The organism is Rhodococcus sp. KRD175 (assembly GCF_017168275.1).
GTDB lineage: Bacteria > Actinomycetota > Actinomycetes > Mycobacteriales > Mycobacteriaceae > Rhodococcoides > Rhodococcoides fascians.
This window is the reverse complement of the sequence record NZ_JABFAQ010000017.1, coordinates 78,180-91,892: the sequence shown is the minus strand read 5'-3', so window position 1 is coordinate 91,892 and position 13,713 is coordinate 78,180. Positions and strand designations below refer to the sequence as shown.

Below are 13,713 nucleotides of genomic sequence, written 5' to 3'. Positions count from 1 at the left end.
GGGTGGGATCGGGTAGGGGTGTCCGTCGTCGCCCATCAGCAGCTGCCAGTCGCCGTGGTGGACGAGGCGGTGGCATTCTCCGCAGACGAGCGCGAGGTTGTCGATGTCGGTGGGGCCGCCGTGTTCCCAGAATCTGATGTGGTGGGCTTGGCACCACTGGGCGGGGCGCCCGCACATGACGCAGCAGGTGTCGCGGATGGTCAGGGCGATGCGTTGGTCGTCGCTGGCGAGTCTGGTGGTTCGTCCGAGCGCGAGTGGTACGCCGTGGTGGTCGACGATGACGGGGGTCAGGTCGGCGTCGCAGGTGACCAGCTCGGCGAGGAAGCGACTGATGGGCCCGGTCCAGTCGAGGTGGAACGGCCAGTCCGCGTCGCCCGGCTTGGGGACAGACTTCTGCCCGGCACCATCACATCCGGATGCCGCTTCGCCGTGAGCAGCGATATCCCCTCGAGCCACTCCATGCGGACGCGAGCCGTTGCTGTCGCCGCCGTTCGAGGAGCTCCCCGCGCCCGTACCGGTGTCGCCCGATTCGGTTGCGGTGCTGCCCGTTTGCTTGTTGCCGCCGTGGGCGAGCAAGTCCCGCAGGGGAACGATCAGGTGCACCGACGCCCGCGACCCGCCCGCCGACCCGCGGGTGCCGCCGCGTAGGTGTCGGTCGAGAATCTGATCGAGCGCATCGGCCCGGCGCTTCGACGGACTCCGCGGGTCGCGCTCCCCGCCGGGACCTGGCCGCGGTGCCGTCAACGGCGACAGAGCGGTGAGAAGCTTCTCGGCGAGCAACCGGTCCATGTCGCCGCCGAACTGAAAGCGGCCGTTGGCCAGGGGGTGCAGGTCGAATCGGTTCAGGTCTAGGTTCTCCGACACCGGTCGCGGTGCAGGCGTCGGTGGAACAGGCTCGGGCGCAGGCGGTTCCGGATCCGGTGTCGGTTCGCCGTGTCGGTCGGAGGACGTGGCGGTGTCGGCGGCGCGACGCTCCTGTTCCCGCTGTTCCTGCTCTCGGCGTTGCTTCTCGGCTTTCGCGTGTCGCGCTCGGGCGTCGTCCGCGGCCGCATGCGCCAAAGCCTGCGCGCGGGAGGTCACCTGGCCGGCGGTGCTGCGCATCGCGGTGTCGAGCAATTCGTCGACAATTCCTTCGCGGCGGACCTGATCCAACGTCGGGTCGGCCACCAGAACGACGTCGTATCCCTCGGCGATGGCGGCGGCGTGCGCGGCATGGATGCGACCATCGGCGAGGGCGTCGAGCACCGTGGGGTGATCGAACAGCCAGTACCCCAGTGCGTTCTGGCGGGCGGCGGATCCGTCGGTGATCCGTATCGATCGGGCGTACCAGCGGGTGACGGACGAGTGCCCGAGTTTCATCGCCAAGCCACGTCGGTCGATCTCGGCGAGCAACGTCAATCTCTGTGCGGCGAGAGCGTTTTCGAGTGAGATGACGTCAGCAAGCTCGGAGACCAACTCCTGGTCCCCGAGCCCGAACACATCCCCCCATGTCTTCACCCCACGAAAGCTATACCCACCCACCGACAGACTTTTTCGATGACTCCGCTACAGCGCGCGCATGCTGTTGTTCCGCGCATTGTGGGTCAGCTCGGCCAGGCCGAGCTCTTCGAGCAGCGGTGGCAGATACATGCCGAAGCGGCCGCGGTATCCGTTCCTGAGCCCGTACCAACCACCGACCGGATTGTCGGGCGAACGCCCCCACGCTTCGACCGTGTCCGGCGCAGCCGGCTTCTTCTCGTCAGCGGCACCGAGCAATACCCAGTCGCCACGTTCGGTGAGCCAACCGTGCAGGTCTTCGATTGCCTCGATGCGGTATCGAAGAGTCGTCGACCCCACCTGGCACACGAGGGCAGGTGGCTCGTGGTCGGGATCACGGTACATGGTGTACGCCGAGGTGCCGGGGGCGGTGGTGAGAGCCCACGGGTCGGATTTCGTTCCGCTGGTCATGGCCTGGGTCCGTTCAGTCGTCGCAGTCAGCCGACGGGCAGAAAGACCGACCGAGCACGGTGATTGCCTTACACGGCACGGTCAGTGTGGGCCGACCTGACGGCGAATACAACCAACTCTCGACCCGGGACAGGTTCGGGGTCGTGCGTCACGGAGCGACGGTGCGGTACCGCAGCATCATTTCGTGGTCCTCGTGGTCGAGCATGTGGCAGTGCCACATGTACCCCTGCAGTTCGGACGGACCCGCAGCCGGCATGTCGTGACCGCTCATGTCGTGACCGCCGTGGTGTGCGGCCGGTCCCGCGAACGTGGCGTCGGGATCGAAGCCGAGTTCGTCGGCCGTCGGGAATCGAACGAGGATCTGGGTAACGGTGCCCGGGTACGTGTTGACGGTGTCTTTCCACCCGGCTTCCCAGGTGGCCGGCGGCACCGAGGGTCCGGTGAGGAACTTCTCCACCGGCGGAGCCCATTTGGTGCCGAACGTCGGCCGGGGGAAGTCGCGTTGGTACGCCGCGAGGTCGATGGGAATTCGCCCCAGCGTCCGGAAGTGCGCCAGGTGCAGGTGAATTGGGTGCGGCTCCACCGTCGTGTTGACGATGTTCCACATCTCCACGGTGCCCTGCTTGGGCATCTCGATGTCCGGGTCGGAGTACCGCAGGTTGTTCAAGTTCATCAGCGTCATGTCGAGGTTCAGCCCACCGGAGGGCTGGTTGACGGTAACGGTGCGCGTGAAGGTGGGTGTCGGCAACGCGGGCAACAGATCCGGCTGCCCCTTTCCCCCGCGCAGCAACGACGGCATGCCACCCCGGAATCCCGCCGCGGACGCGACGCGGAACTGGCAGAACATCGGCATCGGGACGGCTCCGAGGGACGCGGCCTGCGCGGGCGGAGGCTCGTCGTTCAGCAGCTCGACGAGGGCACCTGCCTCGACGGCTCCGAAGTCGACGAGGATGTCGGCACGCTCGGCGGGCGCGAGCCGGATGCTGGTGGTCTCCACCGGTGCGTCGAGCAATCCACCGTCGTTTCCGATGACCCAGAATCGTAACTTGTTGGTGAAGAAGAGGTTCCACACGCTGTACGACCCGGCGTTGACGAGCCGCAGCCGGTACATGCCCCGGGCCACTTCCATCGTCGGCCAGATCTTGCCGTTGACGACGCCGACGTCGCCGGTACCGCCGCCCTCCCACTTACCCTGCGGCACAGTGATATTGGAGCGGATACTCATGCTGCCGTCTGGATTCATGATCTTTTCCTGCAGCACCAACGGCAACTCGAATTCGCCCGAGGGCAGACCGAGGGCGTTGTCGGATGTGCCGGTGTCCCACCGATCACGGACGAGGTTCATCCCGAGCAGGCCCGCGTACACGTTGATACGTGTCATGGACATGGCGTGGTCGTGGTACCAGAGTCCGGCGGCGTCGTTCAGACCCGAGAAGTTGTGCGTCATCGACTCACCCGGGCGCACCAGCATCTCGGAGTGCCCGTCGCTCGCGGGTTCGGTGACGGCACCGTGCAGGTGCAGTGCCGTCGGCGTCATCGTGCGATCCATCTCGCTCATGCCGTGCAGCGAGGTGTCTACGTCGGCGGCGAGTGGGTTGCCTGCGGTGGTGTTGGAGTACTTCAGCGTCCACGGCTGGCCCTGCTGCGATTCGATGGTGGGCCCGAGGTAGTCGCACTGGCCGTAGCCGAACGTAGGCGCGGGCCTGAGATCGGCGTGGAACGAGTGGGTGGCGCTGTGCGCGTCCAGGGAGATCTCGGTACCGCTGATCAGCGGCAACCGCGGTAGCTCGTCACGGAACGGCGTCAGCGGCGGCGAATGGAACAGCAGTGGGCTCTGCCCGCGGAGGAAGTCGTCGGCCAGTGCTCGACGCGTCGTCGACGCCACGGGTATCGCTGCTGCTCCGGCTGCCACTGCGGCCGCCGCCAGCCCACGTAGGGCGGTGCGTCTGGACACGGAGCCGCTCACCCGGCCACCTTCCTCCTGGTTGTGATGGGGCCCATACTATGTGCTGGTCGGCTCCCGCCGTCACCCCACACTCGGATCGTCCGGCACGTTCCTGCCGGTGGAGGGATCTATTTCGTCATGGCAACAATCTCTTTCGAGCGCACGACCAGGCTTTTTCCCGGCTCCGACACCCCCGCGGTGAACGAGCTCGATCTGCACATCGAGGACGGTGAGTTCCTCGTTCTGGTCGGCCCCTCCGGGTGCGGCAAGTCGACGTCGCTCCGGATGCTCGCCGGGCTCGAGGAGGTCAACTCGGGACGCATCCTCATCGGCGGCAAGGACGTCACCAATTCCGAACCCAAGGATCGCGACATCGCGATGGTGTTCCAGAACTACGCGCTGTACCCCCACATGACCGTCGCGGAGAACATGGGGTTCGCGCTCAAGCTGGCGAAGGCGAACAAGGAGGACATTCGCACTCGCGTCGAGGAGGCCGCGAAGCTGCTCGACCTCGAGCCGTACCTTGACCGCAAGCCCAAGGCGCTCTCCGGCGGCCAGCGGCAGCGAGTTGCCATGGGCCGCGCCATCGTTCGGCAGCCCCAGGTGTTTTTGATGGACGAGCCGCTGTCCAATCTCGACGCCAAACTGAGGGTTCAGACGCGGACGCAGATCGCTCAGTTGCAGCGCCGACTCGGCACGACGACGGTGTACGTCACGCACGATCAGGTCGAGGCCATGACGATGGGTGATCGCGTCGCCGTCCTGAAAGGTGGTGTGCTGCAACAGTGCGCCACCCCGCGTGAGCTCTACCGAACCCCGGTCAACGCATTCGTCGCCGGGTTCATGGGCTCACCGTCGATGAATTTGTTCCGCGCTCCGGTCGCCGACGGCGGCGTCAGCCTGGCCGATCAGGTAGTCCCGGTCCCACGTCAGACCCTCGGTTCCGCCACCGAGGTGATGTTCGGCATTCGTCCCGAGCACATCGAGATCGCGAGCAGCGGAATAGCTCTCGAGATCGACGTCGTCGAAGAGCTCGGTTCCGAGGCCTTCGTGTTCGGCCGCGCGGACATCAACGGCCGGACCGAAACCATTGTCGCTCGTGCCGATTGGCGCAGCCCGCCCGAGAAGGGCGACCGTGTTCACGTCCGCATCGACGAGGCCCATGCGCACATCTTCGACGCCTCCGCCGAAGGTCACCGCCTGAACTGACCGTCGTGCGCGTTGTGCGTACCCCTGGGGACGCACAACGCGTACGACCTCAGACCAGGAGCTCGGCGATCTGAATGGTGTTGAGTGCGGCACCCTTACGCAGGTTGTCGCCCGAGACGAACAGCGCGAGTCCGCGGCCCTCGGGGACGCCCGGATCCTGGCGGATGCGGCCGACGAGGGAGTCGTCCTTGCCTGCGGCTTCCAGCGGGGTCGGCACGTCGACCAGCGAGACACCCGGTGCGGAGGCGAGCAGTTCACGAGCGCGTTCCACCGACAGCGGTGAAGCGAACTCGGCGTTGATCGACAGCGAGTGCCCGGTGAACACCGGAACGCGCACGCACGTTCCGCTGACCAGCAGGTCGGGCAGTCCGAGGATCTTGCGCGATTCGTTGCGCAGCTTCTGGTCCTCGTCGGTCTCGCCGGATCCGTCGTCGACCAACGCGCCGGCCAGCGGCAGGACGTTGAACGCGATGGGCGCGACGTACTTGTTCGGGGCGGGGAAATCGACCGACGAACCGTCGTGCACCAGTTTTTCGACGTCGTCGATGACGGCGCGTGCCTGCGTGGCGAGCTCGTCGACGCCGGCGAGGCCGCTACCGGACACCGCCTGGTAACTCGAGACGATCAACCGCTGCAGGCCGGCTTCGTCGTGCAGCACCTTGAGCACCGGCATGGCGGCCATGGTGGTGCAGTTCGGGTTGGCGATGATGCCGCGGGGCGGGTTCTTCGCGGCCTCGGGGTTGACCTCGCTGACCACCAGCGGCACATCGGAGTCCTTGCGGAACGCCGACGAGTTGTCGATGACGGTGGCACCTGCGGCGGCGAATCGCGGTGCCTGCTCACGCGAAAGCGTGGCACCGGCCGAGAACAGAGCGATGTCGATACCGGTGAGGTCCGCGGTGGACGCGTCCTCGACGATGATCTCCTCGCCGCGGAACGGCAGCTTCTTGCCCGCCGAGCGTGCGGAGGCGAAGAATCGAACGGTGTCGGCGGGGAAGTTGCGCTCCTCCAACAGGGTTCGCATGACGGCACCGACCTGGCCGGTGGCTCCTACGACTGCAACTGTGGTCATGGCTATCGTCCTGTTCCTGCGTGCACGACGGCTTCTTCGTCGCCGCCGAGATCGAAGGCGGCGTGCAGTGCGCGCACGGCGTCGTCGAGCTGAGTGTCGCTGCACAGCACCGAGATACGGATTTCGGAGGTGCTGATGAGATCGATGTTGATGCCGGCGTCGGCGAGGGCCTCACAGAACGTCGCGGTGACGCCGGGGTGGCTCTTCATACCGGCACCGACGAGCGAGACCTTGCCGATGTGGTCGTCGTAGAGCACCTGCGCGAAGCCGATATCGGCCTGCAGCTTGGTGAGCTTCTCCACTGCCGTCGGGCCGTCGGCCTTGGGGCAGGTGAAGGTGATGTCGGTCTTGCCGGTGTCGATCTTGGAGACGTTCTGCAACACCATGTCGATGTTGATCTCGGAGTCGGCCACGGCGCGAAAGACCTTGGCGGCGTAGCCCGGTGTGTCGGGCAGACCGACGACGGTGACCTTCGCCTCGCTGCGATCGTGTGCGACGCCGGTGAGAATTGCTTCTTCCACTGGAATGTCCTCCATAGATCCGGAGACGATCGTTCCGGGTTTGGTGGTGTACGACGAGCGCACGTGAACGGGAACGTTGTAACGACGGGCATATTCGACGCAGCGCAGCATGAGCACCTTCGCGCCGCAGGCTGCCATTTCGAGCATCTCCTCGAACGAGACCGTCTCGAGGTGGCGAGCGTTGGGGACGATGCGCGGGTCTGCGGTGAAGATGCCGTCGACGTCGGTGTAGATCTCGCAGACGTCGGCGTTCAGGGCCGCGGCGAGCGCGACGGCGGTGGTGTCGGACCCACCACGACCGAGCGTCGTGACGTCCTTGCTGTCCTGGCTGACGCCCTGGAAGCCGGCGACGAGCACGATCGAGCCCTCGTCGAGTGCGCTGCGGACGCGGCCGGGGGTGACGTCGATGATCTTGGCGTTGCCGTGCACGCTGGTGGTGACGACGCCTGCCTGGGAACCGGTGAACGACCGTGCCTCGGCGCCGAGCGAGTGGATGGCCATCGCGACCAGTGCGTTGGAGATGCGTTCACCCGAGGTGAGCAGCATGTCCATCTCGCGAGCGGGCGGGGCCGGGCACACCTGCTGTGCCAGGTCGAGCAGTTCGTCGGTGGTGTCGCCCATCGCCGATACGACGACGACAACGTCGTTGCCCGCCTTCTTGGTCTCGACGATTCGTTCAGCGACGCGTCGGATACGTTCGGCGGTCCCCACCGACGATCCACCGTACTTCTGGACGATGAGAGCCACGCGTTTTACCTCCGCTGGATAGCCGACAATCGTTCGATTGTCCGCGGGTCACCTTACCGAGCGAATGCCCCGAGCAGTGGGCCGGGTAGCTCCGAGCTGGGACTTTAGGGCCTCTCGCCTGCCTTAACATGTTCGAGTGACCGTTCCCGAACATCTCCCACCACCGCCGGCTCGAGGCCTGAAGGTGCTCTTCGGGCTCCCCGCCGTCGGCCGGCGCTGGCCCGGTGGACTGCGTTCGGCGCTGGCGTTCGGTGTTCCGGCGATCCTGGCGTGGCTGCTCGGCTTCCACACCGAGGCACTGCTGGTGGTCTCGGGCAGTTTCGCGGTGATCTACGGCGAGGGCCGTCCCTACCGATCGCGGTGGTGGGTGGTGCTGACCGCAGGGGCCGCCCTGGTGGCCTCGGTGTGGCTGGGCGCGACGGCCGGTCGGCTCGCCCTCGACTTCGGCGAGACCGGGTGGGCGCGGATGATCCCGGTGACCGTGTTGTCCGTTCTCGCTCTCGTCGCGGTCTACGTCGTGGCAGCGCTGCGACTCGGCCCGCCCGGAGCCTTCTTCTTCGTGCTGGTGTGCGCGGTGGCGTCGTACCTCCCTGCCGCCGACATCAGCGCGACCCGCGGTGCCGTGTGTGCGGCGATCGGGGTGGCGTCGGCGCTGGTGGTCGCGATGTCCGGGGTGGTGCGTGACCCGAGGGGTCCCGAACGGGCGGCCGTCGGTGCGGCCGTGACGGCGATCGAGAAGTACACGGCATCGCCGACGGCGTCCGTCGTCGATCGGCACACCGCCGCCTCGCGGCTGCATGGGGCGTGGGCCGCGGTGTACGAGGCCGGGTCGACGCGCGGGACCTCGCGCCCCGCGCTGGTACAGACCCTGTTCGACGCCCATCTCGCTTTTGCGGCTGCCACGAGGGCACGCGCCGGTACCGTGCCAGATCCCGAGAATGAGGTCGAATCGCCACGAGATCAGCTGCCGCTGGCGCGTCCGGGCATCAAGTATCGGTTGAAGCGGTCGTTGCATCGAGATTCGCACGCAGCGTCGACGGCGATCCGGGTGTTCTGCGCGGCGGCAGGTGCCGGCGGGATCAGTGTGGCGATGGGTTTGAGCAGGCCGGATTGGGCGATCCTCGGCGCGGTCCTGGTGCTCCAGCAGGGGCCGGATCGTGTGCACGGGACGTACCGCGGCATGCAGAGGCTCGGCGGAACGCTGGCCGGAGTGGTGCTGTTCTCGGCGATCTATCTTTCGCCGCTGACCGGTCTCGCGGTGATCGTGGTGTTGATGGTGTTGCAGTTCGCGATCGAGATCAGTGTTGCGCGCAATTACGGTCTCGCCGTCACGTTCATCACCCCACTCGCGTTGCTGATGGGCACCATCTCGCATCCGGGCGCTCCGCTCGGCGGCATCGTCGTCGATCGGGTGGTGGAGACCGCGGTGGGTGTCGCCCTTGCCTTCGCGGCGCTGTGGTTGTTGTTACCGGGCGCTTTTCGGCGCGCGCTGCTGTGGTCCGATCGGCGGGTTCTGGAGTTGACCGACCGATTGTTGACGGTCCTCCGAAGCGAAAACGCTTCGGCGGCCGCCACTATGGAGCTACGACGAGATATCCAGTTCGAGCTGGTCGGTGCCGCGCTCGCGGGAGCCGAAGCGGCGCACAACGATCGCCGCTGGGCGCATCGGATGTGGGACAGGCATGCAGAGGTCGATCATCTCGGATACGAACTGCTCGCACGGTGTTGGACCGCGGACGATGTCGGACGACCGAACGACATCGATCAGTGGCAGCGCAGGCACGACACCGTGACCGGAAAATTCGACTCCCGAACCCTGGGGTAGGCGGTCGGTCTGCGGTAGTACACTCACCCCATGCTGCGAGCTCTCCTTCTTAACAGCCGCGACGGGGTCTGAGACCAGACTGGCTTCCCGTCGCGGGGTTCGTTGCGCCGGTCGAACACCATTGCTCTGATCTGTACGGAGAGACGAAGACCATGTCACCAGCCGACGCATTCACCTCGGGATCCCGCACCATCACCCCTCCCTCACGGCCCGCGCCCAGCGACCAGCCTGCGTGGAACACCCAGAAGAACTCCTCGATGCCCACGTTCCGTTATCGGCCGTTCGCCGAGGAAGTGGAGCCCGTCACCCTCCCCGACCGCACGTGGCCGGACAAGATCATCGACCGGACGCCGCAGTGGTGTGCAGTCGATCTGCGTGACGGCAACCAGGCGCTGATCGATCCGATGAGCCCCGCGCGCAAGCGCCGGATGTTCGACCTGCTGGTCCGCATGGGCTACAAGCAGATCGAGGTCGGCTTCCCGTCCGCCAGCCAGACCGACTTCGACTTCGTCCGCGAGATCATCGAGGACGGCGCGATTCCCGACGACGTCACCATCCAGGTTCTGACGCAGTGCCGTCCCGAACTGATCGAGCGCACGTTCGTCGCGTGCGAGGGCGCTCGCAGCGTCATCGTGCACTTCTACAACTCGACGTCGATCCTGCAGCGCAAAGTGGTGTTCCGGGCCGATCGTGACGTCATCAAGAAGATCGCGACCGACGGTGCTCGCAAGGTACTCGAAGAAGCGGCCAAGTTCCCCGATACCGACTGGCGCTACGAGTACTCCCCCGAGTCCTACACCGGCACCGAACTCAGCTACGCCAAAGAGGTGTGCGACGCGGTCACCGCTGTCATCGACCCGACGCCCGAGAAGCCTCTGATCCTGAACCTGCCGGCCACCGTCGAGATGGCGACGCCGAACGTCTACGCCGACTCGATCGAGTGGATGAGCCGCAACCTCGATCGCCGCGACAGCATCGTGCTGTCTCTGCACCCGCACAACGACCGCGGAACCGGTGTTGCCGCAGCCGAACTCGGCTACCAGGCCGGTGCCGATCGCATCGAGGGATGCCTGTTCGGCAACGGTGAGCGCACCGGCAACGTCTGCCTGGTCACGCTCGGCCTGAATCTGTTCACTCGCGGCGTCGATCCGCAGATCGACTTCTCCAACATCGACGAGATTCGCCGCACGGTCGAGTACTGCAACCAGCTGCCCGTCGCCGAGCGTCATCCGTACGGCGGTGATCTGGTGTACACCGCGTTCTCGGGCAGCCATCAGGACGCGATCAACAAGGGCCTCGATGCCATGAAGGTCACGGCAGACGAACAGGGTTCGGACATCGGCGACATCACCTGGCAGGTGCCGTACCTGCCCATCGACCCCAAGGATGTCGGCCGCACCTACGAGGCCGTCATCCGTGTCAACTCGCAGTCCGGCAAGGGCGGCGTCGCGTACATCATGAAGTCCGATCACGGGCTGAACCTGCCGCGTCGCCTGCAGATCGAGTTCTCCCAGGCAGTCCAGCGCATCACCGACGGTGAGGGCGGCGAGGTCTCGCCGAAGGAGATGTGGGACGTCTTCGCCGAGGAGTACCTGACGCCGATCCGTCCGCTCGAGCGCATCAAGCAGTCGGTACAGGCTGCCGAGATCGACGGCGGAACCGACACCATCACCGCCACGGTCAAGGTCGACGGCGTCGAGCAGGAAATCTCCGGCTCCGGCAACGGGCCCCTCGCCTCGTTCGTCGACGCGCTGTCCACCATCGGTTACGACGTCAGCGTCCTCGACTACTCCGAGCACGCACTGTCCGCAGGCGACGACGCCCAGGCCGCCGCCTACGTCGAAGCCTCGGTCACCTCGCCTGCAGGTGTCGCCACCACAGTCTGGGGCGTCGGCATCGCGACCTCGATCACCACCGCGTCACTGCGTGCCGTGGTCTCGGCCGTGAACCGCGCGCTGAAGTAACTTCGCTGCTCGACGACACGCCGCTCACCTTTCGGGGTGGGCGGCGTGTTGCGTTGTCGAGCCCTCACGAAACGAAAGCGGGCGCGGTCGACGTGGGGCTCACTGGGATTTCCGGTCGACGAAAGGGACCAAAGACCCGTGTGCACGGGGTGCCGCAAATGCCACACTGAATCAGCCGTCGGGGCACCTTGGAGAATGGAAGTTCGCCATGGATTCTTTCTGGGATTTTCTTTGGCTTCTCATCGTCGGGTTCGCCTTCGTGGCCTACCTCATGGTGATGTTCTCGATCATCGGAGATCTTTTTCGGGACCACAAGACATCCGGGTTCGTCAAAGCCCTGTGGGTGCTCTTCCTCATCGTTGCGCCGTTCCTCACCGCGCTGGTCTACCTCATCGTGAACGGCAGCAACATCGCCAAGCGTCAGGTTGCCGCCCTGCAGCACGCACAGGACCAGCAGGAGGAGTACATCAAGCACGTCGCCGGTCGATCTGCGTCCGAAGAGATCGCACACGCAAAGGCGTTGCTGGACAACGGAACCATCGATCAGGACGAGTTCACGACGCTGAAGGCCAAAGCGCTGTCCTGAACGTCGCTTCCGCTCCGAACGCATCGAGCACAGCGGCGATCGCGGGTAGTCGCCGCGCATCCGTCCTCGTCGCGAGTTCGTAGATTCGCCCGGCTCGAACGCCGGCGAGCTCTCGACGTACCAGGCCCGGATGCACAACGGCGTAGCGCGGCATCAACGCCACTCCGTGCCCGGCCGCGACGAGTGTTTCGGTCACTCGAAAGTCGTTGATGCGTTGGACAACTCGCGGCTGAACTCCGGTCACCGAGGCCACGGAAAGCAACACGTCGTCGACCGGAAAACCGCCGCGAACGCTGATCCACCGCTCGTCGATCAAGTCCCGCAGATCGATCGAGCCTTGCTGCGCCAGTGCGTGATCGAGAGGCAACACCAGATCGATGGGCTCGCGCATCAGGGTCGTCACCTCGATCCGTGGACCCGCCGTCGACGGAGCCCTGTCGTCTCGGTGGGTGAGCACCACGTCGTAATCGGCGAGTAGCTCGGGCACCGAGGAGGCGGGCAGGTCCTCGTCGCGCGCATCGATGTCGACGTCCGAGTCCGCCAACCGCGTCAGGACCCCGGGCAGCAGCAGTGCCGCACCCGACGGGAACAGGGCAACTCGGACGCGTCCCCGCGGAGACGCTCGATAACGATCCATTTCTGCTGTGGCGCGGGCGAGGGCAGCGAGAACCTCGTCGGTTCTGAGTACCAGTGCCCGCCCGGCGTCGGTGAGGCGCAGCCGGCGCCCGTCCGGTTCGAGCAATGTCACGCCGGCCTCGCGCGCCAGCAACTTGAGCTGTTGAGACACCGCCGACGGAGTCATCGACATCGCCTCGGCGACCGATGCAACGGTCCCGCGGTCGGCAAGCTCAGCAAGGATCCGGAGCCGCTCCACATTCATACAGAAAATCTTAACTGTTGGTGCGGATATATTCGATTGTGCTGATTGTTTGCACCCGTCACGATAAATGGCATGACCACACGCGACCGCCTCCTCGGACTGACTGTCGCCGTTCTGTGGGGACTGAACTTCCTCGCCATCCGCGTCGGGCTCGACCACTTTCCGCCCTTCTTCTTCGCGGCACTGCGCTTTCTGGTCATCGCAGTTCCGGTCGTGATGTTCGTTCCGCGACCGAAGGTGCCCCTGAAATGGTTGTTGCTCTACGGCTTCGGCTTCGGTTTCCTGCAGTTCGCCTTCCTGTTCGCGGCGATGGCGGCAGGCATGCCCACGGGATTGGCGTCGCTCGTGCTGCAGTCGTCGGCCCCGTTCACCGTCGTTCTCGGCGCGCTGCTGCTACGCGAACACGTGAGCCGCAGGCAGGCGATCGGCATCGGCGTGGCCGTCCTCGGCATGGTTCTCATCGGGTGGGATCGGGCCCAGAACGCCACCCTGCTTCCTGTCGTCCTCACCCTGCTCGCCGGTCTGGGCTGGGCCTTCGGCAATCTCGGAAACCGACTGGCCAAATCCGACTCCCCGATGACACTGATGCTGTGGATGACCGTCGTACCGCCGGTGCCGATGTTGGCGCTGTCGGCGGTCGTCGAGGGCCCGAGCACGGGCTGGCACGCGCTGGCCGACTCGTTCGGATCGCAGGGCTGGCCCGGTCTGGTCGCGTTGGCGTACATCGTGATTCCCGCCACGATCGTGGGCAGCGGCCTGTGGAGCATCCTGATGAGCCGCAACCCGGCCGGTCTCGTCGCACCGTTCTCGCTGCTGGTTCCCGTCGTCGGTATCGCGGGTGCCTGGGCGTTCCTCGACGAAACCCCGTCGCTGTTGGCCCTGCTCGGCGGAGCGATCGTCATCGGCGGCTGCCTGGGCGGAATGGCGGCCAGGAAGCCTGCCCCAGTTCTGGAGAAAGTACCGGTATGAGGGCGGGAGTGGAGCCTGCGGAATGACCCAGGGGTAGCGGGAGTGGGG

Annotated in this window: 11 protein-coding genes; 5 read left to right on the top strand and 6 right to left on the bottom strand. The window is 65.9% G+C overall.

What is annotated here, in order from left to right:
* The 3 genes from J1M81_RS23185 to J1M81_RS23175 form a co-directional block, all read right to left on the bottom strand.
* Window positions 1-1,497: DUF222 domain-containing protein (locus tag J1M81_RS23185; RefSeq protein ID WP_308051303.1), on the bottom strand; the 1,497-nt coding region annotated here is incomplete at its 3' end.
* A gap of 48 nt (window positions 1,498-1,545) precedes the next feature.
* Window positions 1,546-1,947, bottom strand: a complete 402-nt coding sequence (locus tag J1M81_RS23180) for a DUF6855 family protein (RefSeq protein WP_032385994.1) — start codon at window positions 1,945-1,947, stop codon at window positions 1,546-1,548.
* Window positions 1,948-2,095: 148 nt separating this feature from the next.
* A complete protein-coding gene (locus tag J1M81_RS23175) occupies window positions 2,096-3,913 on the bottom strand; it encodes a multicopper oxidase family protein (RefSeq protein WP_206498928.1) in 1,818 nt (605 codons plus the stop codon).
* A 117-nt stretch (window positions 3,914-4,030) separates the two neighbouring features.
* On the opposite strand from J1M81_RS23175, the gene J1M81_RS23170 reads away from it, so the two are divergent.
* Window positions 4,031-5,101: an ABC transporter ATP-binding protein gene (locus J1M81_RS23170; protein WP_206498927.1), complete on the top strand. Its 1,071-nt coding sequence runs from the start codon at window positions 4,031-4,033 to the stop codon at window positions 5,099-5,101.
* Between the two features lie 49 nt (window positions 5,102-5,150).
* Here the strand turns inward: J1M81_RS23170 and J1M81_RS23165 are convergent, their stop codons facing one another.
* Window positions 5,151-6,173 (bottom strand): aspartate-semialdehyde dehydrogenase, encoded by a 1,023-nt coding sequence (locus J1M81_RS23165; RefSeq protein WP_027494522.1) that lies wholly within the window; start codon window positions 6,171-6,173, stop codon window positions 5,151-5,153.
* Window positions 6,174-6,175: 2 nt separating this feature from the next.
* Window positions 6,176-7,441, bottom strand: a complete 1,266-nt coding sequence (locus J1M81_RS23160) for an aspartate kinase (protein WP_027494523.1) — start codon at window positions 7,439-7,441, stop codon at window positions 6,176-6,178.
* Between the two features lie 136 nt (window positions 7,442-7,577).
* Between J1M81_RS23160 and J1M81_RS26725 the strand changes: the two genes are divergently transcribed.
* The 3 genes from J1M81_RS26725 (at window position 7,578) to J1M81_RS23145 (ending at window position 11,816) form a co-directional block, all read left to right on the top strand.
* On the top strand, window positions 7,578-9,266 hold the full coding sequence (locus tag J1M81_RS26725) for an FUSC family protein (protein ID WP_204847039.1): 1,689 nt from the start codon (window positions 7,578-7,580) through the stop codon (window positions 9,264-9,266).
* 152 nt (window positions 9,267-9,418) lie between these two features.
* Window positions 9,419-11,230, top strand: a complete 1,812-nt coding sequence (gene leuA, locus J1M81_RS23150) for a 2-isopropylmalate synthase (RefSeq protein WP_032364570.1) — start codon at window positions 9,419-9,421, stop codon at window positions 11,228-11,230.
* A 208-nt stretch (window positions 11,231-11,438) separates the two neighbouring features.
* Window positions 11,439-11,816: an SHOCT domain-containing protein gene (locus J1M81_RS23145; protein WP_057472559.1), complete on the top strand. Its 378-nt coding sequence runs from the start codon at window positions 11,439-11,441 to the stop codon at window positions 11,814-11,816.
* Here the strand turns inward: J1M81_RS23145 and J1M81_RS23140 are convergent.
* Window positions 11,785-12,696: a LysR family transcriptional regulator gene (locus J1M81_RS23140; protein WP_032384094.1), complete on the bottom strand. Its 912-nt coding sequence runs from the start codon at window positions 12,694-12,696 to the stop codon at window positions 11,785-11,787. The two genes, J1M81_RS23145 and J1M81_RS23140, sit on opposite strands and share 32 nt — an antisense overlap.
* 72 nt (window positions 12,697-12,768) lie before the next feature.
* Between J1M81_RS23140 and J1M81_RS23135 the strand changes: the two genes are divergently transcribed.
* On the top strand, window positions 12,769-13,665 hold the full coding sequence (locus J1M81_RS23135) for an EamA family transporter (RefSeq protein ID WP_032387967.1): 897 nt from the start codon (window positions 12,769-12,771) through the stop codon (window positions 13,663-13,665).
* Window positions 13,666-13,713: the final 48 nt, after the last annotated feature.